The sequence below is a fragment of the Thermobispora bispora DSM 43833 genome (assembly GCF_000092645.1).
GTDB classification, from domain to species: domain Bacteria; phylum Actinomycetota; class Actinomycetes; order Streptosporangiales; family Streptosporangiaceae; genus Thermobispora; species Thermobispora bispora.
This window is the reverse complement of sequence record NC_014165.1, coordinates 238,800-260,552: the sequence shown is the minus strand read 5'-3', so window position 1 is coordinate 260,552 and position 21,753 is coordinate 238,800. Positions and strand designations below refer to the sequence as shown.

Here is a 21,753-nt window from a genome sequence, read left to right as displayed (position 1 = left end):
ATCACCCGGCGACTTTGAGGGCACGCTGGATGAGGGCAATGAGCATGGACTTGACCTCGGCGCTGGTGACGACCTTCCACAGCAGAGCCGCGAAACCGCAGGCCGCCAGCGTGCCCACCGCGTACTCCGCGGTCGACATGCCTGCGTCGGGCCGCTCACGGGCGAGCAGGACCCATCGCAGGCCGATCCGCCTGACCCTTTCTCGTGCCGCCGAGACCAGCCGGCGCATCCGGCCCGGCGGTCGTGAGAGCGGCATCGGAGACGACGGCGGCGTCGTCAGCGCGGCCGGTGCGGTGAGCTCGGGCGACGCCGGAGACACGGTCGTCGTGGCCCCGTGCACGCCGGGCACGGCCGTCGCCGACACGGTCGATGCCGTGAGCGATGCCGGAGACGTCGTGAGCGATGCCGGAGGCACCGTCGGCGTCATGGCCCCGCGTCCGTGTATCGCGGCGGGCGTCGCGGCTGCGGCCGGCGCCGCAGGTGCGCGGCGAGCCCGGCGGAGGGTGATAAGCCCTGACCGGCGCCTGTCCGCGCCCCGGGACTCCGGTGCGGCCCCGGACCGGCTTGTTTCCTCCACATGGGCCGGTGGCCGTTCCGCCGAGAGGCCCGGCAGCGGATGGATGACCTGGTGGGCCTGTGCTGCGCTCATTGCTCCTCCTCGCGTTCGGCGGCGTGTGCGTACCGAGACCACGGTGGCGTAGCGCTCACCGGCCGACCGGAGGCGAATGGCGTTCTGTGGACAGCCGGACCATCGGGTCGATGCGACCTATCGGAAACGCCGCACTGCCGTCGATATCACCGCGAATCCCCGGCGCAAGTAATCCACAGCTTGTGGACCACCCCATCCACAAGCTGTGGATTACCGCCCCACGATCACCTGCGGCCGCACCGTTCGCCGGGGCGGTGTCAGGGCACCGCTCGCGCGAGCGGTGTCAGGGCGCCGGTCAAGGGAGTGGGATACGGGCGATCAGTCCGGCGATCATGGGGATGATCCCGAGGAGCACGAACGCGGGCAGGAAGCAGAGCCCTAGGGGAGCCACCACCTGCACGCCAACCTTGCGGGCCGCCGCGGAGGACGCGGCCCGGGCCGCCTGCCGGGCGTCGTCGGCTAGCCGCACGAGAACGTCCGCGACCGGGGCGCCGCCCTTGGCGGCTCGGATCATGGTTCGCGCGAACGGGGCGGCGGGTGGCTCATCGGCGAGACCGGCCCATGCCGTACCGGGATCTGCTCCCAGCCGCAGCTGGACCGCCACCCACGACATGCGCTCCGCCAGCGGACCTCCGATCGCGTCCGCGGTCACCTCCACTGCGCGATCCACCGGTTGCCCCGCACGCAGACAGGCAACGAGCAGGTCGATCGCGAAGGGAAGGTCGGCGGCGATCCGCGCGCGCCGGCGGCGCGCCTCCACCGGCTCCCGCCGACCGGCGGCCACCAGTGCCGCTCCGGCGAGCAGGGCACCGAAGAACAGCCCCGGCACCCCGCTGATGACCGCGAAGCCGGCCAATCCCGGCACGGCGGCGAGCACCAGCCTGTCCCACCGTGCGGTGAACGCCGGCATGCCCTTGAGCGCCGGCATCACACCTCCGCCGGACCGGCCCTCCGCCGTGCCGGGCGCGCGCTCGCCCCGCCCACCGGTCACCAGCGCCCGCAACCGGCCGGCCGGCGACCGGGGAACGGGCCAGAGCAGCACGGCCGCGGCGACGGACATCGCGATCAGCAGGGTCATCGGCTGACTCCCCCGGTCATCATCGGCTCCCTCCCCCCGTCACCGGCGCGGCGATCGCCCGGTCGGCCAACCGGCGGGTCCACCAGACACCGGCCGCGTCGAGGGCGAGCCCGATGAGCAGGCAGGCGTGCCCGGCCGGGCTGCCCAACAGGAACGGCAACGGGCTCACGCCCAGCGCGGTGGCCATCAGCAGCCCGAGCAGGGGGAGCGCCGCCAGCATGCGGGCCGTGGCGCGCGGCCCGGCGAGCTGTGCGGCGACCTCCTGCCGGTGGGCCTCCGCCTCCCGTAGCGACGCCGCCAGCCGATCCACGAGCGCGGCCAGCCCGCCGCCGACCGAGGTGCTCACCCGCCAGCACGCGGCGAGCCGCACGAGCCCCTCCCCGCCTTCCTCGGGGGCGGCGCTTAGCAGAGCGGCGGCCACATCACCGCCGTCCCGCACCGCCGCGACCACCGGTGTGAGCGCCGCCGGATCGGGCGGCTCCACCGCGGCGATGGCGTTCACCAGCGCCTCCCCGGGCATGCGTCCCGCCACCAGCTCGGCGTGGATGCCGTGGCAGAGCTCGATCGAGAGCGCCCGCCACGCCGCCGCGGTCCTCGCCCTGCGTGGCCTGAGGGTGAACCGGGCGCCCACCCGGCGGGCCGGCACCCCGGAACGCGCGGAAGCATGGCCGGGCCCCGGCCGGCCGCGCACCCGCCCGGACGGTCTTCTCGCCGACGGCCTCCGCAAAGCGGCGAGCCGGACGGTGCCCGCATCCGGCCCGGTCGCCACCCACACGGCCAGGGCGATGGCGAGCGCGATCAGGATGAGCACGTCAACACCTCACCAGGGCTTCGCACGAGGCTCGCCGAACCTGACGCCGGCGCCGCGGTGGCGGACCACCCGGCGCCGGCCACGGGCACGGTTCGCGACCGGTCGCCGGCCCGGTCCGATCCGGGTGCCCGGTCTCGCGCCGCCACCCGGCCCGTCGTCCTCCGGCGCACCACCACCGCGACCCCGTCCGGGCGATCACCCGTTCGGAGTCCGGTCCCCCGTCGCCCGGCGCCATTGACGGCCGCCGGCGCGTATCCGCGGGCTCCGCATCCGCGCGCCACCCGTGCCCCGGCGCACCGGACCAGGACCTTGACCGATGACGATCCGCCCACCCACACCGGGCACTCGCGGCGCATCTCCTCCCCGGGTGGAACACGGCTTCTTCCCCGAGTGGAACAGGGCTCCGTCGGCTCGTCCGAGGAAGACATCGCTCGGTCGGCGCATCCCCGTCGGACATCCTCAGGTCAGGCATGGCAGCGGTACCGGGCACCTGTCCCGGAGCGCGCCGAACGCCGGGCCCGGTACCGCCCTCCCCTCGGGAGTGAAGATCACCGATGGTCTGGCGGTCACGAACCCGGAGGGATCCCGTTCCAGCAGGCACACCTCCGCGACCCGGCGCGGCCCGCCGCCCGGGGCCCGGACGAGGTGCACGACCACGTCGAGAGCGGCGGCGATCTGGCTGTGCACGGCCTCGCGGGACAGCCCGGCCGCACAGGCGAGCGCCTCCAGCCGGGCGGGGACGTCGGCCGGGTTGTTCGCGTGCAGCGTCCCGCAGCCGCCCTCATGGCCCGTGTTGAGGGCGCTCAGCAGGTCCACGACCTCAGCGCCACGGACCTCCCCGACCACCAGCCGGTCGGGCCGCATCCGGAGGGCCTGCCGTACGAGGTCGCGGAGGGTGATCCCTCCGGCGCCCTCGAGGTTGGGCGGTCTGGCCTCCAGCCGGACGACGTGCGGATGCCGTGGGTTGAGCTCGGCCGAGTCCTCGACCAGGAGCAGCCGCTCCCCGGGGTCGGCGCAGGAGAGCATGCTCGCCAGGAGGGTGGTCTTCCCCGTTCCGGTTCCGCCGGTGACGAGGAACGCCATCCGGGCGGCCACGATGGCGCGGAGGAGCTCCGCCCCGGCCCCGGGCACGAGCTCCTCGACCGTGAACGTGCGCCGGGGCGGCAGGCGGAGCGACAGGCAGGTGCCGTCCCGCGCGATCGGCGGGAGGACGGCGTGCAGGCGGATCCCGCCGGCCAGCCGAGCGTCGACGTACGGGCAGGCGTCGTCGAGGCGCCGCCCGGCCGTGGCGGCGAGGCGCTGCGCCAGCCGCCGCACCTCCTCCTCGCCCGAGAAGGTCACGTCGGTCTTGCGCAGCCCGCTCCCGTCGTCGATCCACACCTCCCGGGGCCCGTTCACCAGCACGTCCGTCACCCCGGGCAGGGCGAGCAGGCCTTCCAGTGGCCCCGCGCCGACGAGGTCGGCGCGCAGGATGCGGCCGATGGCGAGCACCTCGGCATCGCCCAGAACCGCCCGCTCCGCGCGGAGGGCGGCGGCGACCTGCGCGGCGGTGGGCGGCGCACCGGCCCGCGACAGCCGTACCCTGACCGCCTCGACCAGCTCGGGCGGCACGGCCGCCTGCGCCGCGGTCCGATCACCGGCCGGCCGGGTCATCATCCCGCCTTCCCCGGCCATGACCTCGGCGCCGCCACGCGCGCGGCTCGTCATCGCGCCTCCATCAGCGTGCGCAGCAGGGTGGTACAGAACCCGCCGAGCGGGGCGCGGCCCAGCGGAAGAGGATCGCCGCGATCCAGGGTCTCGGTGAGGCCGCTCAGCTCCGGCAGGACCCCGGCACAGGGGATGTCGAGCGAGGCGCCGACCACGTCGGGGTCGAGGCTGCCCTGGCGCAGCACGGCGTACAGCTCGCTCGTGTGACGGCGCAGCACGGCCAGCGTCTGCGCCGCGGCGAGCGCGCCGCGCACCTCGGCCGGTACGACGAGCAGGGTCCGCGCCGCCCGGGGCAGGGCCTCCTCCCCGCCCTCTCCCAGGTGGCGCGGCAGGTCGACGACGACCAGGTCGCACCCGCGGCGACCGGCGTCGAGCACGGCCCGCATCGCCTGCCGGGGGATCTCGGCCGGCTCCCCCCGGTGCCAGGACAGGACGGTGAGCTCACCGAAGGTGGGAAGCGCGTCCTGGAGCGCGGCGAAGCCGACCCTGCCCTCCCGGCCCACGAAGTCCGGCCACCTCGCCCCCGTCGCCTCCTCTTGGCCCAGCACCACGTCGATCCCGCCGCCCAGCGGGTCGGCGTCGATCAGCAGCGTGCGCAGGCCGGCCCGGGACGCGGTCACCGCCAGTGCCGCGGCGAGCACCGTGGCCCCGGCGCCTCCCTTGCCGCCGACGACGCATACCACGTCACCCGCCCGGGTGGGCGGGTCCGCCGCCTCGCCCAGCTCCTCGACGAGGATCCGTTCCGCCTCGGGTAGCTCCCAGACCGCCTGTGCACCGAGCGCGACGCACGTCCGCCACGTGTCCACGTCCGCGGTTTCCCGGGTCACGATGAGCACCCGGTCCCGGTGCGGCAGGCCGGCGGCGGCGAGATCACCGGCGATGTCGCCACCGACGATCACCAACGGGGCGTGGTTCCAGTACGGCCTGGCCTGCGCGGCCGACCGGGCGACGTCGAGCTCCACTCCGGCCGCGACGGCCATGCGAAGCAGATCGTCGAGAAGCTCTTGATCATGTGTGATGGCCAAGGGCTGCTGCATCGGTGGCCTCCCTCTCCGTCGGGGGAACCACCTTCCCGGATTCCGGGGTCAGTCCTCGGCTCCGAACGACGCTCTGTGGATATGCAGGAAAGAGCGACCCCCGCCGGGGGGAGAGCGGGGGTCGCCGAGCGGTCCGGCCCCGGGGGGTAGAGCCGGCTCCGTACCGAAGAAGGTTCAGTCAGCGCGAACAGCCGGGCTACGCCCAGCGGTTCTACCGCTTAGGGAGACATACCGTATGTTGGCCGATTCCCTAGGCTTTCGTCGAGCATCATCCCAAAACAAGGTAATTTCGTGTTCATCGCGGGACGGTGATTCCCGCTCCACGGACCGTCCGGAGCGCCCCTCTCCGGTCGACCGAGGCCTCTCCGCAGCCCAGCCACACCCCAAGAACCGGGCATTAGGTTCCATAAACCACAAAGCACACCTAACGCCACTACAACGCGGAGCCCGCACAGCCCGTTGAAAGGATCAGACGCCGGCCTCTTTCCAACGGCGAGATACGGGCGTACAACGGAATTACGGACCGAAGGTTCGTGTACGGCCACCGGGAACCCACGCGCGACCAGCCGCGGGAGGCGCGCCGGGCGGGCTGGTCCCGTACCGGCGGAAACCAGTGCACGCTTGGTAACCCGGGAGGGCGTGCAGGGCGACGGCGTCTCATCTCTAGGGACGCCGTTCGCTTTGCCCGACAAAGGGCTGGCCTTCGGCCTGCCCCTACCCCCGTCCGAAATGCCATTCTCCGTACGTCGTTCTCGCCGACGACTCGCTCACCGCGGCGTCACTCCGGCGCGGCACCGCTTCCGCTGGCCTCACGCACCGGCTGCGCACTCAGGTGACCTCTCTCCGTGACCCCACCATTGCGTCACCCCGCTGCCGTGCTCGCCGTGTGCCTCCGCAGGTCGCTCCCGCCGGCTGGGCGATCAACGTCATGTCCGCGGCCGACCCCGCGCCCAGTACGGCGCCACTCCGCCGACCGCACGCTCTCTCTGGTGTCACCGGCATCACAACGCGCACAACGCGCTCAAGACGCTCGCAGGCCCCGCGGCCCACTGCGGTGTCACGCTGCGAGCTCATAGAACGCATCGGCACTCACTTCCCGGCCACGCGCTCCACGTGTGCCCGCCCCACGGAGCCCGCCATCACCACGTCACGCCGCTAGCGTGCTCGTCACACGTCCGCCACGTCGCTTCCACTGGCTGCGTCCGCAACGTAACGCCTCGCCGGGACCCCACTGCAGCGTCACTCCCGGACGCCACCGCTCCCGCTGGCCCACGCACCGGCTGGGCGATCAACGTGACCCCACGACCCCGCCATCACCACGGCGTCAGCGGCTGCCGTGGTCACGCGCGCATCCGTACGTCGCTCCCACCGGCCACGCCGCGATCGAACGGCGATGCCGGCCCATCGGGGGCAACCCCACGGATCGCCTATCGGGAAAGGGCCTCACAGATCGCCGTGGTCTCGCGGACGCCGAGGACGACCGCGTCCGCGCAGTGCCGGATCCACCCGGCCAGCCCGGCCGGGGTGCCCGTCTGATAGGAGCGCAACGCCTCGGGATAGGCGTCACCGAGCTCGGCGTGCCCCACCTCGACCGCGCAGAGCGACTTGGGGTCGAGCCCGCGCTCGACCAGGGTGAACCGGGCGGCCGCCCGCGCCACCAGGCCGTCCGCCACGCCGAACGGCCGCAGCGTGACCAGCTCCGCGTGCACGATCGCCGCGAGGACGAGCGCCGGGGCCTTGGTGTCGCCCGTGAGCAGCCGGGTGAGCATGGACAGCCGCGCCGCCGTCTCCTCGGGTCCGGGGGCCGGGCCGAGGCCGAGCGGGTCGGCGTCGGTGGGCGTGCTCCTCGGCCGGCCGGGGTCGTCGGTGAGCCCGACGGCGGCGACCGCGTGCAGCCGGGCGAGGACCTGGGGCGGGGCGGATCGCCACAGCGAGGTGAGCCGGCCGATCTCCGTCGAGGCGCGCAGCGCCCCCTGCACCACCGGGTCGGTCACCTCACCGCGGCGCAACTCCTCGAGCGGCACGTCCACGCCCTCGATCGCGGCCGAGGCCCGGGCGCCGCGCAGGGCGGACTCGGCCGACACCTCGGGGCTCCGCCGGCGCAGCACCGGATGCCGGTAGAGCCGGTCGACGGCCTCGCGGGCCTCCTGTACCGCTTCGGGAACCCCCGGAAGTTCGGCGATGACGGCGAGCGGGTCGTTCACGGCAGCGACCTTATCGGCCCGGAATGGTCGTTCATCGAAGAGGTTGCACCGTTGAGCGCAAACGGCTTGCGGGAGGGCTGCCCACGCCCCGGGGATCGTCATTAGATTTCGCTGTACAGCGCCGTCACCGAGGTAGGAAACGGGCCGATCGACTTGACCCAACACGCACGTCATTGGACATAACGCCCCGGTCCTGGTGGAGTGAAGTCCGTCCGACTTTGACACACCTTGGCTGAGGCGGCCGAACGCCAGACCCATCCCTGCGAGACGCGTGAAGGAGTACGGAGTGGCCACCGAGACCCCAGGTCGCGAGACCCAGGAGACGCTGTCGAACCTGCTGACCGAGACCCGGCGGTTCGCGCCACCGGCCGAGCTGGCAGCGGCCGCGAACGTCACCGCGGAGGCTTACGAAGAGGCCGAACGGGATCGGCTGGCCTTCTGGGAGCGCGCCGCGGAGCGGCTGACGTGGGCCGAGCGCTGGCACACCACGCTCGAGTGGAACGCGCCCTTCGCCAAGTGGTTCGTCGGCGGGAAGCTCAACGTCGCCTACAACTGCGTCGACCGCCACGTCGAGGCCGGGCTCGGTGACCGGGTCGCCTACTACTGGGAGGGCGAGCCCGAGGGGCACAGCCGTACGATCACGTACGCCGAGCTGCAGCGCGAGGTGGCGAAGGCGGCGAACGCGCTCCAGGAGCTCGGGGTACGCAAGGGCGACCGGGTCGCCATCTACATGCCGATGATCCCCGAGCTGCCGATCGCGATGCTCGCCTGCGCCCGCATCGGCGCGATCCACTCCGTGGTGTTCGGCGGCTTCTCGGTGTCCGCGCTCAAGAACCGGATCGAGGACGCGAACGCCAAGCTCGTCATCACGGCCGACGGCGGCTACCGGCGCGGCAAGCCGAACCCGCTCAAGCCGACCGTGGACGAGGCGGTGGCCGAGTGCCCGGGTGTGGAGCGCGTGGTCGTCGTGCGCCGGACCGGCCAGGAGGTCAACTGGACGGACAAGGACATCTGGTGGCACGACATCGTCGACCGCCAGCCGGCCGAGCACGAGGCCGTGCCGCACGACGCCGAGGACCCGCTGTTCATCCTCTACACCAGCGGCACCACCGGTAAGCCGAAGGGCATCCTGCACACCACCGGCGGCTACCTCACCCAGACCTCCTGGACCCACTGGGCGGTCTTCGACCTCAAGCCGGAGACCGACATCTACTGGTGCACCGCGGACATCGGCTGGGTGACCGGGCACTCCTACATCGTGTACGGCCCGCTCGCCAACGCGGCGACCAGCGTCATCTACGAGGGGACCCCCGACACCCCGCACCGGGGCCGGTTCTGGGAGATCGTGCAGAAGTACAAGGTCACGATCCTGTACACCGCCCCGACCGCCATCCGGACGTTCATGAAGTGGGGCGCCGACATCCCGGCGAAGTTCGACCTGTCGTCGCTCCGGATCCTCGGGTCGGTGGGCGAGCCCATCAACCCCGAGGCGTACGTCTGGTACCGCGAGCACATCGGCGGCAACCGCTGCCCGGTGGTAGACACCTGGTGGCAGACCGAGACCGGCGCCATCATGATCACGCCGCTCCCGGGCATCACCCACGCCAAGCCGGGCGCCGCCATGCGGGCGCTGCCGGGCATCGTCGCGGACGTGGTCGACGACAAGGGCGAGTCCGTGCCGAACGGCGGTGGCGGCTACCTGGTGATCCGCGAGCCGTGGCCGTCCATGCTCCGCACGATCTGGGGTGACGACAAGCGGTACGTCGACACCTACTGGTCGCGGTTCGAGGGCCTCTACTTCCCGGGCGACGGGGCCAAGCGCGACGAGGACGGCGACATCTGGCTGCTGGGCCGGGTGGACGACGTCATGCTGGTCTCCGGCCACAACATCTCCACCACCGAGGTGGAGAGCGCCCTGGTCAGCCACCCGAAGGTCGCCGAGGCCGCGGTGGTGGGCGCCTCCGACCCGGTGACCGGCCAGGCGATCGTGGCGTTCGTGATCCTGCGCGGCGAGGCCGAGGAGAGCGAGGACATCGCGGCCGAGCTGCGCGCCCACGTCGCCAGCACGCTCGGCCCGATCGCCAAGCCGCGCCAGATCCTGGTCGTCCCGGAGCTGCCCAAGACCCGCTCCGGGAAGATCATGCGCAGGCTGCTGCGTGACGTCGCGGAGAACCGGGAGCTCGGCGACGTCACCACCCTGACCGACAGCTCGGTGATGAAGCTAATCGCCGAGAAGCTGCCGGCTGCCAAGAGCAGCGAGGACTGATTCCGGGCCGGGCCGGACGGGCGAACCCGCCCGGCCGGCCCGGCCAGGCCATGCGACCCCATAGACCTCGGTGAACTCCGAGGGCCTCGGTGAACCAGGGGCGCGGGCGCCGGTGACGGCGTCCGCGCCCTCTGCCTTGACCGGGACGGTCCGCGGCCCGCACCGGAGCGCTCCCCGTCCCGGCCCCGCCACGCCGGGGGCGATCGCCGGGAGGCGCCGATCCCGCACCCCGGTGCCGCGCGGGCCGGCCGTACCCGCCGGAACGTGGCGTGATCGTGATCACCTGGCCGCCGCGGGCCTGATGTGATAACTCTTGCCCTTCACCGGCAGGCGCCGTACCGGGCACCTGCGCGCCCCGAGCCGGCCGGCGGCCGCATGGGCCCGCGTTTCCGCAGCTCAGACCAGGGGTTTCGGCCGGCCGGAGACCCCGGCGGCCGCCCTCGGCGCGGCGGTCGCGGGCGGATCGCCCGGCGGCCGCGACCCCGCCGGGGCCGGCCGCGCGGGCGCGAGGGCTGCGTGCGCGCACGAAGCGAACACGACATGATGTGTGGTAGTCACAGATAGGAGATCTACTGATGCGCGAGGACGAATCGCTCGGCGCGCTCATCGCCCAGGCCAGCCATCACCTGTCGACCCTCGTCCGCTCGGAGATCGAGCTGGCCAAGGCCGAGCTCACCTTCGACGCGAAGCGGGTCGGCATGGCCGCCGGGTTCTTCGGCGCGGCCGCCTTCATCGGGCACCTGTGCCTGATCCTGTCCTCGTTCGCGATCGCATATGTGCTGGTGGCCATCGGAGTCGCGACATGGCTGGCGTTCGTCATCGTCACCGCCTTCTATCTGGTCGTGGCGGTGATCTTGGTGTTCGTCGGCTACCGGCGGCTCAAGGGCCTGTCCGGGATGAAGCGCACGACCCGCACGCTGCGCGGGCTCCGCGGCTCCGGCCGGGAGACCTCTCCGCTGGAACCCGCCGCCGGCACCGCCTCGGCCTCCCAGCGGGGCCAGGAACGCTCGGAACCGTCCGCTTCGGTGCTCAGTGACAATCCGTGACCCGATGTCAACCGAGAAGGCCGTCATCGAGATCGAAGGTCCGTGGCACCACCGCACGGTCCACGCGGGCGGCACCCGGTTCCACGTGGTCGAGGCGGGGACGGGGCCGCTGGTCCTGCTGCTGCACGGGTTCCCCCAGTTCTGGTGGACCTGGCGCCACCAGCTCGTGGCGCTGGCGGAGGCGGGCTATCGCGCGGTCGCCGTCGATCTGCGGGGGTACGGCGCCAGCGACAAGCCACCCCGCGGCTATGACCTGCCGACCCTCGCCGTCGACGCCGCCGGGCTGATCCGCGCGCTGGGCGAGGCCGGGGCGGTCGTGGTGGGGCACGACTGGGGCGGCCTGATCGCGTGGACGATGAGCGTGATGGACCCCAAGGTGGTGCGCCGCCTGGTGGTGGTCTCCGCCCCGCACCCGCTCCGCCTCCGGGCCGCCCTGTGGACCACGCTCGGCCAGCTCAAGGCGGTACGGCACGCCCTCGCCTTCCAGCTGCCGATCCTCCCCGAACGGCGGCTGACCGCCGACGGCGGTGCGCTCGTGGCGCGGCTGCTGAAGAGCTGGTCCGGGCCGGGCTGGCCGCCGGCGGACGTGGCCGACGTCTACCGGAAGGCCCTGCTCATCCCTTCGGCGGCCAACTGCGCGCTGGAGTACTACCGCTGGTTCGCCCGGTCGCAGGTCCGCCCGGACGGCTTCCACTACGCCAAGCAGATGCGCGCCCGGATCGAGGCGCCGACGCTGCAGGTGCACGGCGCGCTCGACCCCTGCCTGCTGCCGCGGACGGCCATGGGGTCGAGCCGGTACGTCGCCGCGCCGTACCGCTGGCGGCTGATCGAGGGCGCCGGTCACTTCCCGCACGAGGAGCGCCCCGAGCCGTTCAACGCCGAGCTGATCTCCTGGCTCACCGACCTGTGACCCGGGCGCCCGAGCCCGGACCCGCTCGCGTGCCTCCCCCGGTTACGGACGCCCGCCCGGGCCGTCCCGCGCGTGCCCCAAGGCCCGCCTCGCACGGGCCCGCGCCCGCTCTCACCCTTTGGGACCAGTACCGTTACCTGGGGGAAGCTTTCGCGTGATCTTCTGGCTTCCGGTAAATATGTGCTTTGAGATGCTCAACTTCGCGGAGTGATCGCCCGACACTCCGCGGCCCGGCTTCACTTGGGCAGCCGATTTTGTGATCATGCGGAGGCTCCCGTCTGATCGTAGTCAGCCGGCCCCAGCGCCGCATCGTGACCTGCGGAGAGACCATGCGTGACCGTGACGAAGCGGGCCGACCCCGTAATCTCCGTCCTCGCGACGAGTACGGCAGGCCGCTCCCTCATGGCGCCGAGGGTGTGCCCCGCATCCCCGATGACTACGCACCGGGACCGCTGCAGGCGATCGAGGACGCGAAGCGGTTGCTCGAGGCCGGACGGCCGTTCCACGCCCACGAGGTGTTCGAGGCGCGCTGGAAGACCGGCCCGGCCGAGGAGCGGGAGCTCTGGCAAGGGCTCGCCCAGATCTGCGTGGGGCTGACCCATGTGCAGCGGGGCAACCTCCCGGGGGCCGCGACCCTGCTCACCCGCGGCTCGGCACGGCTCAGCGCGTACGGCTCCCGCCGCCCTTACGGCCTCGACCTCCGGGCGCTCGCCATCGCGAGCGACCGGCTCACCGGCGAGATCGACTCCGGCCAGGTGGACGCGGCGACCGCGATCGGCGTCATCCTGGAGCACCTGCGTCAGGCGGGGGAGCCGGAACGTGCCACGACGGCGGAGGCGTCCGCGGACGGCTCGAACGGGTGAGCATCAGGGCTTCCGATCGTGACGTTCCGGCGGCACGGCCGGATTCACCCACGGCCGGGCCTGCCGTCCGCGAAGGTTCGCCGCGCCTCGGCACGCCCGCGGGGTTCCGCGGGTACGGCTAGTCGCACTCCTGGGTGCCGACCCGGGCGACCGCGGCGCTCGCCTTCTTGGCATCGGGCAGGATCTCCCGCGCGGTGAGCGCGTACCCGGTCTCCTCCTGGTCGGTCGCGGCCGCGAAGATCATTCCGTACACCCGGCCCTCGGTGCTGAGCAGCGGGCCACCGGAGTTGCCCGGCTGCACCTTGCCGCGGATCACGTAGACGTCCCGCTCCACCTTGCGCCGGTTGTAGATGTCGTCCGACTCGGCCCGGAGCTTGGTCCGGATCCGCGCGGCGAGCGGGGTGAACCCGCGGCCCTTGGGGTAACCGGCGATGATGGCGTCCTCTCCCCGCTCCGCGGTGAAGTCGAACCGGAGCGCGGGGACCTGGAGCTCGGGCACGAACAGCACGGCCACGTCCTTGTCCGGGTTGTAGTGCACGACCGTGGCGGCGTGCCGCTTCCCGGTCGAGTCGATGACCTTGAGGTCCTCGGTGACCCCGGCGACGACGTGGGCGTTGGTCATCACCCGGTGCCGCGCGTAGACGAAGCCCGTCCCCTCGATGTGCTTGCGGCAGCTCGGCGCCGTTCCCTCGATCTTGACGATCGCCTTGCGGGCCCTGGCGAGGGCGGGGCTCCCCTGCAGCACCCCCTCGTCCGGCGGCGGCACGTTCTGCCCGCCGATCGAGGTGATCACCTGGGGCCATTCCGAGGTCTCGACGAAGTCCTTGAACGGCTTCTGCAGCGCCCGGACGCTGTCCGGGATCGCCTCGTCGACCGCCTGCCAGACGATCGAGCCGACCACCTGCTCCTTGAGCACGGGCGAGCTCATCGAGACGATCAGCGACCCGAACAGCCAGGCGATGAGCAGGACCGACAGGCCGCTCGCCACCGAGCCGCCGAACGCGTCGACCACCCGAGCCGGCTCCCAGGTGACGTGGCTGCGGACCACCGCCCCGATCGTGGAGCAGATGAACTGCCCAAGGGTGGCGGTGAGGAAGACGATCACGATGGCGAGGAGCGCCCGCTCCATGTCCCCGTTCACGATCGCCCCGGCGAGCGGTGGCGCGATGAACATCCCGAGCAGGGCTCCGCCGACGAACCCGATGAAGCTGAACGCCCCGATGATGAAGCCCTGCCGGTACCCGGACACGGCGAAGGCCACGACCAGCCCGATCAAGATGAGGTCCAGGAGATCACCGCGCACGGTTCAACGGTAACCAGCCGCCCCTGGGGATGCGGGCCGGTACGCCGACTCGGCCCGGGCGCGGGGACGCCCGGCCCGCTCGGCCATGGCGTACGGCAGGGCCCGGGGCCGGGCGGCGCGGGCGTTCCGGTGGGCATCGGGACGGCCGCCGGGGACCGCGCGGATTGTACGGCCGGGCTCCGGGCGGTGATCAGGCCCGGGTCACCTGCATCAGCACGTCCGGCGGCATGTCCTCGATCCGGGTCCGATCCCAGGGCCGTTCGAACCCGCCGATGCTGAGCACCGAGTCGAGCACCCGCGCGGTGAACCCCCACACGAGCAGCCCGCGCACCCGGAACGCGACCGATGGGGGGAGCCCGCCGGGGTACCGGAGGAGGAACCGGTTGGCCGGGTCGGTGAGCTCGGCGATGGGGACGCGCTCCACCGCGTCGACCTCGTCCGGTGAGGCCGGGTGCACCGCGCTCGGGGTGTGCCACCAGGCGAGCACCGGGGTGACCCGGTACCGGCTGCGCCAGACGTACACCTCGGGCATGGTGCCCACGACCTCGACGCCGCTGGGGTCGACCCCGGTCTCCTCGGCGGCCTCGCGCAGGGCGGCGGCGACCGGGCCGTCGTCCTGGGGGTCCACGCCGCCACCGGGGAACGCGGGCTGGCCGCCGTGCACCCGATCCTTGGTGCTGCGCTGGATGAGCAGGATGTCCGGGCCCACCGGGCTCTCGCCGAAGAGCAGGAGGACCGCGGCGGACCGGCCGGCTCCGTCCGCGGGTGGCCGCAGGGCCGGCGGTACCGGCTGCCGCCGGGCCTTGATCGCGAGATCCGTCAACCACCCGGGAGCCACGCCATCACCTCCAGTGCGCCTCCAGCGGCGCGATCATCGCGCCGTGGACAACGTCGAGGCTCGAACGCCTTGTTCCCATCGTTGTAGCCGAGCTTTGTGACGCTCAGGAAAAGGGGCCCGCCTTGACCAGTTTCCGAGCCTCCTCCGGGTCCGTCGGACCCGTACCGTACGATGGGCAGAGCGTGGCGATGGGACACGCTCCGCAGGCTGGCCTGCGGGCGTGGCAGATGCGTCGTCCATGCCAGATGAGCCGGTGGGAGAGCATGGTCCAGCTCGACTTGGGGAACAGCTCACCGACCTCGTGCTCGATCTTGACGGGGTCGGTCTCCTTGGTCCAGCCGAACCTCCTCGCGAGTCGCTGGAAATGCGTGTCCACCGTGATGCCGGGGATGCCGAAGGCGTTACCCAGCACGACGTTGGCGGTCTTCCGGCCCACGCCGGGCAGGCGGACCAGATCCTCCAGCCGATCGGGCACCTCGCCATGATGGCGCTCGCAGAGCGCCTGGGCCATGGCGATGATGTTGGACGCCTTGGCGCGGTAGAAGCCCGTCGGCCGGATGATCTCCTCGAGTTCGGCCTGGTCGGCCGCGGCGTAGTCGGCCGCCGTCCGGTACTTGGCGAACAATACCGGAGTAACCGTATTTACTCTTTTATCCGTACACTGCGCTGAAAGGATCGTGGCGACCAGCAACTCCAGAGGACTGCTGTAGTCCAGCTCGCAATGGGCGTCGGGGTAGGTTTCGGCCAGGATTCTGTCGATCCTGCGGGCACGGCGCACGAGCGCGAGCCGGGACTCTCCTGCCGCAGAGCGGTTACGGGACACGCCGTAAGCCTAAGCGAGGAGACGGGTCACTCTGGCTGGCGCCCGAGGCGGTGACGAGCGCAAGCGAGGTAGGGAGACACCGTGAGCACCGACGAAATCCTGATGAAGGCGCCCCTGTTCTCCGCGCTCGATCCCGAGAGCGCCGCCGCACTGCGCGCCAGCATCACCGAGATCGAGCTGTCCAAGGGGCAAACGGTCTTCAGTGAAGGCGAAGAGGGCGACCGGCTCTACGTGGTCCTCGAGGGGAAGATCAAGCTCGCCCGCACCTCGTCGGACGGCCGGGAGAACCTGCTCAGCGTGCTCGGGCCGGGGGAGATGTTCGGCGAGCTGTCCCTCTTCGACCCGCGGCCGCGTACCGCCTCCGCCATCGCGCTCACCCACGTCCGCCTCGCCGGCCTCGGCCACGACGATCTGCGGCCCTGGCTGACCGGGCGGCCCGAGGTCGCCGTCCACCTGCTGCGCGCCCTCGCCCAGCGGCTCCGCCGTACCAACGACGTGATCGCCGACCTGGTCTTCAGCGACGTGCCCGGCCGGGTGGCCAAGCAGCTCCTCGACCTCGCCGACCGGTTCGGGACGAAGACCGAGGACGGCGTCCGGGTGCACCACGACCTCACCCAGGAGGAGCTCGCGCAGCTCGTCGGCGCCTCCCGGGAGACGGTGAACAAGGCCCTCGCCGACTTCGCGCAGCGCGGCTGGCTCCGCATCGAGGCCAAGGCCGTGGTCATCCTCGACCGGGATCGGCTCCACCACCGCTCGCGCTGACCGGCGCCCGGACGCGCGCCGGCTCCGGTGCGCGGAGCGGTCGCCCGGTACGCCCGGGGCGGGGTCACCGCCGCGGCCCGCCCCGGGTCAGCGGCCCTCGAGGTAATCGAGCTGAGCGCGCACGGACCACTCGGCCGCGCGCCGGAGCGAGGGGTCCACGTCCGCGTACACGATGTCGACGATCTCGGCGACGTCCTTGGCGCCCCGGCGGATCGCCTCGCGGATCTGATCCAGCCGCTTCCGCCGGTGCGCGATGTACCCGTCGAGCGCGGCGATCGGATCGGGCAGCACGGGCCCGTGGCCGGGGAGCAGCGCGCTCGCCTCCACGGTCTCGGCGAGCGCCCGGAGCCGGTCGAGGCTGCGCAGGTAGTCCCCGAGGTGCCCGTCCGAGGCGATCACGGTGGTGCCCCGGCCCAGGATCGTGTCCCCGGTGAGCATCGCCCGGTCCTCCGGCACCCAGAAGCAGAGCGAGTCGAACGAGTGCCCCGGGGTGCCGACCACCCTGACCTCCAGCCCGTCCACGGTGAGCACGTCCCCGTCCTGCAGGCCCTCCTCGCCCAGCCGGTGCTTCGGGTCGAGGGCCCGCACCGGGGCCCGTACCATCTCGGCGAGCGCCGGGGCGCCCGCGCTGTGATCGCGGTGACCGTGGGTGAGCAGGATCGCGGCCACCCTGCGGTCGCCGAGGTGCTCGACGACCCGCTTCAGGTGCTGCTCGTCGTCCGGGCCCGGGTCGACGACCAGCACCGTCTCCCCGCCGCCGATCACCCACGTGTTCGTGCCGTCGAGCGTCCAGGGCGAGGGGTTGGGGGCCAGCAGGTTGGTCACGTGCTCCGTGCCCGCCCCGTCGGGGCCGTCCAGCGGTATCCGCAAGCCGCTCATGTGGTCTCCTCGCTGTGGGTGCGGGGCGCACCGGTAGGGGGCACGGCGCGCCGCTCCGGCCGGGATCGGCCCCGGTCAGGGCCGCTCCGCCGCAGGCCGGCCCTCCGCCGGGCCCGGCTCCCCGCCGGCCTCCGGGCCGGTCTCCGAGCCGGGTTCCGGGCCGGGGATGAGCAGGACCACCTCCCCGTCGATCTCGACGGCCGGAGGCATGATGGTCACGATCTCGCGCTCGTGCGCGAGCACCTCACTGATCGTCTCGAAGGCCGCGATCTCCGTCAATGTCCGTAATGTCGGCGGCATCAGGTGCATCTCGCCCGCCGCGGCCCGGGCCAGGGCGGTCTTCGGCTCCATCCAGACCACCCCGTCGGACTCCCCGCCCACGTCCCGGGTCCGCTGCCCGGCCGGCAGGGCGGCCACGAAGAACCGGGTGTCGTACCGCCGCGGCTCGACCTCCGGGGTGATCCAGTGCGCCCACGCCTTAAGCAGGTCGGACCGGAGCACGAGCCGGCGGCGCTCCAGGAACTCCGCGAACGAGAGCGTGCGGTCCACGAGCGCGCGGCGGTCGGCCTCCCAGTCGTCCCCGCTCGTGTCCGCGACCACCGAGCCGGTGTCCGGCCCGGCGAGGAGCACGCCCGACTCCTCGAAGGTCTCCCGGACCGCCGCGCACACCAGGCCACGGGCGGTCCGCTCATCGGTCCGCAGCACCTCCGCCCACTCGGCGGGGGACGGACCCGCCCAGGCGATCGCGTGGTCGGCGTCCCGGGGATCGACCGCGCCTCCGGGGAAGACGTACGCGCCCGCGGCGAACGCAAGGGTCTGCTTCCGCCGGAGCAGGAAGGTCTCCAAGGGGTCGTCGCGGAGCAGCACCACGGTCGCGGCGTCCCGCGCGGGCACCACCGGCGCCCGCCCGGCCAGGACGTCCCTGGCCCGCTCCCCCGCCGCGCCCCGCAGGGGAAGACGCACTCCAGCCTCCTCTGATCCCAGCCGTCCCGGGGAGCTTACTCCTGCCCGTGGACTGCTCGTACGCCGGGATGGCCCTGGGCGGGGGCCGGCCGCCGGGCGTCCGCGATGGGCCCGGCCTCGGCGGGCTCGTCCGGCGGAAGAGACCCTGGGGAGGATCAGGCAGGACCCACGAGGCGCCGCTCCGAGGCCCTCACCCCGTCCGCCGCTTCAGGAACGCGACAAACGAGGAGTTGTACTCCGTGTTGTAGAGGTGAATGACTGTGACGAGTTCCCAGCCGGCGCTCCCCCAGTCATCGAGGACCTGCTGGGCCCCACGGTAAGTGCCCAAGTCGAAGCCCACCACGGCGTACTCCCACCTCGCCATGGGCCCACGGTAAAGCGGACGGCGGGTGGCGCGGCATTCCCCTGGACGACACCTTCATGATCCCCACCCGCGGCGCCCGGTGAGGCGCCGCGGGGGCCCGGTCCGGGCGGGGACGGTCACCTGACCTCGGCGATGAGCTCGACCTCGACGGGCGCGTCCAGCGGGAGCACCGCCACGCCGACCGCGCTCCGGGCGTGCTTGCCCGCCTCGCCGAACACGTCGACGAGCAGCTCGCTCGCCCCGTTGACCACCTGCGGCTGGCCGGTGAAGCCCGGCGCGCTCGCGACGAAGCCGACGACCTTGACGATCCGCACGACCGACGACAGGTCGCCGACCACGGACTTGACCGCGGCCAGGGCGTTGAGGGCGCAGATGCGGGCGAGCCGCTGGGCCTCCTCCACCGGCACCTCGGCGCCCACCTTGCCGGTGACGGGGAGCTTGCCCTCCACCAGCGGGAGCTGGCCGGAGGTGTAGACGTAGGCGTCCGACCGGACGGCCGGCACGTACGCGGCGAGCGGGGCCGCGACCTCGGGGAGGGCCAGGCCGAGCTCGGCGAGCCGCTGCTCCGGGGCGCTCATTGCTTCGGCCTCTTCATGTAGGCGACGAGCTGCTCCGGGTTCGGGCCGGGAACGACCGCGACGAGCTCCCAGCCCTCGTCTCCCCAGTTATCGAGGATCTGCTTGGTGGCATGCGTGAGCAATGGCACCGTGACGTACTCCCACTTCGTCATGGGTACACAGGGTAGCGACTCGCCCCGTCCCGGCCGCCGCCTGACCGCCGCCTGACCGGCGCGCCGCGGGGTACGGCCGGCACGGGCGGCCCGGCCCCCGGGGACCGGGGAACCGCGGGCGAATCGCGAGCTGACCGTTGGGTAGCCTTCCCTAGGGCGGGTGAGACGTGGAGGAATGGTGAACGACCCGACGGCGGCGGGCAGCGCCCGGGACACCGACTGGGAGGGCGTGCGGCTGCACGTCATCACCGGTAAGGGCGGCACCGGGAAGACGACGGTGGCCGCGGCGTTCGCGCTCGCCCTCGCCGCGGGCGGGAGGAAGGTCCTGCTGGTCGAGGTCGAGGGGCGCCAGGGCATCGCCCAGGTCTTCGATCTCCCGCAGCTTCCCTACGCGGAACGGAAGATCGCCGTCGCGCCGGGCGGGGGAGAGGTGTACGCCCTGGCGATCGATCCGGAGGAGGCCCTGCTCGAGTACCTCGAGATGTTCTACGGCCTCAAGCGCATGGGCAAGGCGCTCGACCGGATCGGCATGATCGACTTCGCCACCACCATCGCCCCCGGCCTGCGGGACGTGCTGGTGACCGGCAAGACCAGCGAGGCGGTGCGGCGGCGCGACAGGTCCGGCAAGCGGGCGTACGACGCCGTGGTGATGGACGCCCCGCCCACCGGGCGGATCGTGCGGTTCCTCAACGTGACCCACGAGGTCGCCGGGCTGGCCCGGGTGGGGCCGATCAAGAACCACGCCGAGATGGTCCGCGGGGTCATCGCCTCGCCCGAGACCGCGGTCCACTTCGTCGCGTTGCTGGAGGAGATGCCGGTCCAGGAGACGCTCGACGGCATCGCCGAGCTGCGGGCGGCGGGCCTGCCGGTGGGCGGCATCGTCATCAACATGGTCCGGCCGGTCTTCCTGTCCGAGCCGGTGCTCGCCGCGGCCCGGGAGAACCGGTTCGACAGCGGTGAGCTGGCCCTGGGGCTCAAGGCCGCCGGGATCGTCGACGAGAGCGGCGACGCCTCACTGATCGCCGAGGCTCTCACCCAAGAGGTGATCGAGCACGCGAAGCGGGTCGAACTGGAGCGGCGGGAGCGCGAGATGCTCGCGTCGGCCGGCGTCCCCTGCTACGAGCTGCCGCTGCTCGCCGACGGCGTGGACCGCGCCGGGCTCTACGAGCTGGCCGAGGCGCTGCGCGCGCAGGGCGCCGCGTGACCGAGGCCGGGTGAGGGCGTTCAGCAGGTTCCGGCAGTGAGAGGGTGAGCTGTGAAGACCGCGCCCACCTTGGACATCGACGCGATCCTCGACGACCGCGGCACGCGGATCATCGTGTGCTGCGGGGCCGGCGGAGTCGGCAAGACCACCACGGCGGCGGCCCTCGGCCTGCGGGCCGCCGAGCGCGGCCGGTCGGTGGTGGTGCTCACGGTGGACCCGGCCAAGCGGCTCGCCCAGGCCATGGGCCTCACCGAGCTGGACAACACCCCGCGCCTGGTGCTGGGCAACACCGCCAAGGGCGGCGAGCTGTACGCGATGATGCTCGACATGAAGCGGACCTTCGATGAGATCATCGAGGCCCACGCGGACCCGGAGCGGGCGCACCAGATCCTGACGAACCCCTTCTACCAGTCGCTTTCCTCGAGCTTCTCCGGCACGCAGGAGTACATGGCCATGGAGAAGCTCGGCCAGCTCAGCCGTACCGGCGACTGGGATCTGATCGTGGTGGACACCCCGCCGTCACGGTCGGCGCTCGACTTCCTCGACGCGCCGGAGCGGCTCGGCCGCTTCCTCGACGGACGGCTCATCCGGATCCTCACCGCCCCGGCGAAGGCGGGAGGCCGGAGCGCGTTCAAGCTCTTCAACCTGGGGCTGAACGTGATGACCGGGATCCTCACCAAGGTGATCGGCGCCCAGGTGCTCCGGGACATCCAGTTGTTCGTCTCCGCCCTCGACGCGGTGTTCGGCGGTTTCCGGCAGCGCGCCGAGCAGACCTACCGGCTCCTGCAGGCGCCCGGCACCGCGTTCCTCGTGGTCGCCGCACCGGAGCGCGACGCGATGCGGGAGGCGTCCTACTTCGTGGAACGGCTCGCCGAAGACCGGATGCCGCTCGCCGGGCTGGTGGTGAACCGGGTCCATGCGTCCCCGGCGGCCGCGCTCTCCGCCGAGCGGAGCATTGCCGCCGCCGAGGAGCTGGAGGCGCGGGGCGAGCACGAGCTCACCGCCGCCGTGCTCCGGCTGCACGCCGAGCGGATGCAGCTCGCCGCGCGTGAGCAGCGGGAGCAGGAGCACTTCACCGCCGCCCACCCGACCGTCCCGGTCGCCAGGGTTCCGGCGATGCCCGAGGACGTGCACGATCTGGATGGGCTGCGTCAGATCGGGCAACTGCTCGCGATGTGACGCGCATGCCCGCGCCCCCTCGCCCGCGTTCCGGGCGGGCGCTCCGGTTCACCGGACAACCGCTCGCGGCCATGGCGAGGAGCTCGTGGTCATGGCGAGCTCGCGGTCAGGACGAGGAGGCTGAGCACGCCGTCAGC

At 72.5% G+C, this 21,753-nt stretch carries 21 protein-coding genes; 7 read left to right on the top strand and 14 right to left on the bottom strand.

The window, feature by feature from the left end; all coding sequences use genetic code 11:
- Position 1: 1 nt before the first annotated feature.
- The 6 genes from TBIS_RS19660 to TBIS_RS01070 all read right to left on the bottom strand — a co-directional run bounded on the left by TBIS_RS19660 (position 2) and on the right by TBIS_RS01070 (position 7,486).
- On the bottom strand, positions 2-427 hold the full coding sequence (locus tag TBIS_RS19660) for a DUF4244 domain-containing protein (protein ID WP_241019807.1): 426 nt from the start codon (positions 425-427) through the stop codon (positions 2-4).
- A gap of 517 nt (positions 428-944) precedes the next feature.
- Positions 945-1,577, bottom strand: coding sequence for a type II secretion system F family protein (locus TBIS_RS01090; RefSeq protein ID WP_242384294.1), 633 nt, complete (start codon positions 1,575-1,577; stop codon positions 945-947).
- A gap of 169 nt (positions 1,578-1,746) precedes the next feature.
- Positions 1,747-2,538: a type II secretion system F family protein gene (locus TBIS_RS01085; RefSeq protein WP_013130480.1), complete on the bottom strand. Its 792-nt coding sequence runs from the start codon at positions 2,536-2,538 to the stop codon at positions 1,747-1,749.
- A 459-nt stretch (positions 2,539-2,997) separates the two neighbouring features.
- Positions 2,998-4,191, bottom strand: coding sequence for a TadA family conjugal transfer-associated ATPase (locus TBIS_RS01080; RefSeq protein WP_050760601.1), 1,194 nt, complete (start codon positions 4,189-4,191; stop codon positions 2,998-3,000).
- A 50-nt stretch (positions 4,192-4,241) separates the two neighbouring features.
- Complete coding sequence (ssd, locus tag TBIS_RS01075) at positions 4,242-5,282, bottom strand: septum site-determining protein Ssd (protein ID WP_013130478.1); 1,041 nt, start codon at positions 5,280-5,282, stop codon at positions 4,242-4,244.
- A gap of 1,427 nt (positions 5,283-6,709) precedes the next feature.
- The gene (locus tag TBIS_RS01070; RefSeq protein WP_013130477.1) at positions 6,710-7,486 is read right to left on the bottom strand and encodes a Fic family protein; all 777 of its coding nucleotides are present in this window, start codon (positions 7,484-7,486) and stop codon (positions 6,710-6,712) included.
- 286 nt (positions 7,487-7,772) lie between these two features.
- On the opposite strand from TBIS_RS01070, the gene acs reads away from it, so the two are divergent.
- The 4 genes from acs to TBIS_RS01050 all read left to right on the top strand — a co-directional run bounded on the left by acs (position 7,773) and on the right by TBIS_RS01050 (position 12,571).
- Positions 7,773-9,752 carry an acetate--CoA ligase gene (gene acs / locus TBIS_RS01065; protein ID WP_013130476.1) on the top strand — a complete coding sequence of 660 codons (1,980 nt, stop codon included), beginning with the start codon at positions 7,773-7,775 and terminating at the stop codon, positions 9,750-9,752.
- Between the two features lie 575 nt (positions 9,753-10,327).
- On the top strand, positions 10,328-10,798 hold the full coding sequence (locus TBIS_RS01060; protein WP_013130475.1) for a phage holin family protein: 471 nt from the start codon (positions 10,328-10,330) through the stop codon (positions 10,796-10,798).
- 4 nt (positions 10,799-10,802) lie between these two features.
- The gene (locus TBIS_RS01055) at positions 10,803-11,708 is read left to right on the top strand and encodes an alpha/beta fold hydrolase (RefSeq protein WP_013130474.1); all 906 of its coding nucleotides are present in this window, start codon (positions 10,803-10,805) and stop codon (positions 11,706-11,708) included.
- A 416-nt stretch (positions 11,709-12,124) separates the two neighbouring features.
- The gene (locus tag TBIS_RS01050; RefSeq protein WP_242384293.1) at positions 12,125-12,571 is read left to right on the top strand and encodes a DUF309 domain-containing protein; all 447 of its coding nucleotides are present in this window, start codon (positions 12,125-12,127) and stop codon (positions 12,569-12,571) included.
- A gap of 118 nt (positions 12,572-12,689) precedes the next feature.
- Here TBIS_RS01050 and TBIS_RS01045 read toward each other — a convergent pair whose 3' ends face one another.
- From TBIS_RS01045 to nth, 3 genes are all read right to left on the bottom strand, one after another.
- The gene (locus TBIS_RS01045; RefSeq protein ID WP_013130472.1) at positions 12,690-13,874 is read right to left on the bottom strand and encodes a MarP family serine protease; all 1,185 of its coding nucleotides are present in this window, start codon (positions 13,872-13,874) and stop codon (positions 12,690-12,692) included.
- Between the two features lie 190 nt (positions 13,875-14,064).
- Entirely contained in the window at positions 14,065-14,712 is a 648-nt protein-coding gene (locus tag TBIS_RS01040; protein WP_013130471.1) for an NUDIX hydrolase, read from the bottom strand.
- A 103-nt stretch (positions 14,713-14,815) separates the two neighbouring features.
- The gene (gene nth, locus TBIS_RS01035) at positions 14,816-15,535 is read right to left on the bottom strand and encodes an endonuclease III (RefSeq protein ID WP_013130470.1); all 720 of its coding nucleotides are present in this window, start codon (positions 15,533-15,535) and stop codon (positions 14,816-14,818) included.
- A gap of 102 nt (positions 15,536-15,637) precedes the next feature.
- Here nth and TBIS_RS01030 point away from each other — a divergent pair, with 102 nt between their 5' ends.
- Positions 15,638-16,297 carry a Crp/Fnr family transcriptional regulator gene (locus tag TBIS_RS01030; RefSeq protein ID WP_050760600.1) on the top strand — a complete coding sequence of 220 codons (660 nt, stop codon included), beginning with the start codon at positions 15,638-15,640 and terminating at the stop codon, positions 16,295-16,297.
- An 87-nt stretch (positions 16,298-16,384) separates the two neighbouring features.
- Here TBIS_RS01030 and TBIS_RS01025 read toward each other — a convergent pair whose 3' ends face one another.
- The 5 genes from TBIS_RS01025 to sp36 form a co-directional block, all read right to left on the bottom strand.
- A complete protein-coding gene (locus TBIS_RS01025; RefSeq protein WP_013130468.1) occupies positions 16,385-17,176 on the bottom strand; it encodes an MBL fold metallo-hydrolase in 792 nt (263 codons plus the stop codon).
- 75 nt (positions 17,177-17,251) lie between these two features.
- Positions 17,252-18,139, bottom strand: coding sequence for an NUDIX hydrolase (locus TBIS_RS01020; RefSeq protein ID WP_013130467.1), 888 nt, complete (start codon positions 18,137-18,139; stop codon positions 17,252-17,254).
- A 190-nt stretch (positions 18,140-18,329) separates the two neighbouring features.
- Positions 18,330-18,503 carry a DUF4177 domain-containing protein gene (locus TBIS_RS18805; RefSeq protein WP_013130466.1) on the bottom strand — a complete coding sequence of 58 codons (174 nt, stop codon included), beginning with the start codon at positions 18,501-18,503 and terminating at the stop codon, positions 18,330-18,332.
- Positions 18,504-18,619: 116 nt separating this feature from the next.
- Positions 18,620-19,081: a RidA family protein gene (locus TBIS_RS01015; RefSeq protein ID WP_013130465.1), complete on the bottom strand. Its 462-nt coding sequence runs from the start codon at positions 19,079-19,081 to the stop codon at positions 18,620-18,622.
- Positions 19,078-19,233, bottom strand: coding sequence for a Sp36 family protein (gene sp36, locus TBIS_RS19395; protein WP_013130464.1), 156 nt, complete (start codon positions 19,231-19,233; stop codon positions 19,078-19,080). Before sp36 ends, TBIS_RS01015 begins: the two co-directional genes overlap by 4 nt.
- 175 nt (positions 19,234-19,408) lie before the next feature.
- Here sp36 and bagA point away from each other — a divergent pair, with 175 nt between their 5' ends.
- Positions 19,409-20,437: an ATPase BagA gene (bagA, locus tag TBIS_RS01010; protein ID WP_041431064.1), complete on the top strand. Its 1,029-nt coding sequence runs from the start codon at positions 19,409-19,411 to the stop codon at positions 20,435-20,437.
- 51 nt (positions 20,438-20,488) lie between these two features.
- Positions 20,489-21,616 (top strand): ATPase BagB, encoded by a 1,128-nt coding sequence (bagB, locus tag TBIS_RS01005; protein WP_013130462.1) that lies wholly within the window; start codon positions 20,489-20,491, stop codon positions 21,614-21,616.
- The last annotated feature ends 137 nt before the right edge of the window (positions 21,617-21,753 follow it).

Bases quoted from the DNA above. Each gene is read 5' to 3' on its own strand.
- ssd (WP_013130478.1), bottom strand. From the start codon at position 5,282: ATGCAGCAGCCCTTGGCCATCACACATGATCAAGAGCTTCTCGACGAT.
- TBIS_RS01060 (WP_013130475.1), top strand. From the start codon at position 10,328: ATGCGCGAGGACGAATCGCTCGGCGCGCTCATCGCCCAGGCCAGCCAT.
- TBIS_RS01080 (WP_050760601.1), bottom strand. From the start codon at position 4,191: ATGACCCGGCCGGCCGGTGATCGGACCGCGGCGCAGGCGGCCGTGCCG.
- TBIS_RS19660 (WP_241019807.1), bottom strand. From the start codon at position 427: ATGACGCCGACGGTGCCTCCGGCATCGCTCACGACGTCTCCGGCATCG.
- TBIS_RS01055 (WP_013130474.1), top strand. From the start codon at position 10,803: ATGTCAACCGAGAAGGCCGTCATCGAGATCGAAGGTCCGTGGCACCAC.
- TBIS_RS18805 (WP_013130466.1), bottom strand. From the start codon at position 18,503: ATGGCGAGGTGGGAGTACGCCGTGGTGGGCTTCGACTTGGGCACTTAC.
- TBIS_RS01015 (WP_013130465.1), bottom strand. From the start codon at position 19,081: ATGAGCGCCCCGGAGCAGCGGCTCGCCGAGCTCGGCCTGGCCCTCCCC.
- bagA (WP_041431064.1), top strand. From the start codon at position 19,409: ATGGTGAACGACCCGACGGCGGCGGGCAGCGCCCGGGACACCGACTGG.
- TBIS_RS01030 (WP_050760600.1), top strand. From the start codon at position 15,638: ATGAAGGCGCCCCTGTTCTCCGCGCTCGATCCCGAGAGCGCCGCCGCA.
- sp36 (WP_013130464.1), bottom strand. From the start codon at position 19,233: ATGACGAAGTGGGAGTACGTCACGGTGCCATTGCTCACGCATGCCACC.
- TBIS_RS01090 (WP_242384294.1), bottom strand. From the start codon at position 1,577: ATGCCGGCGCTCAAGGGCATGCCGGCGTTCACCGCACGGTGGGACAGG.
- TBIS_RS01025 (WP_013130468.1), bottom strand. From the start codon at position 17,176: ATGAGCGGCTTGCGGATACCGCTGGACGGCCCCGACGGGGCGGGCACG.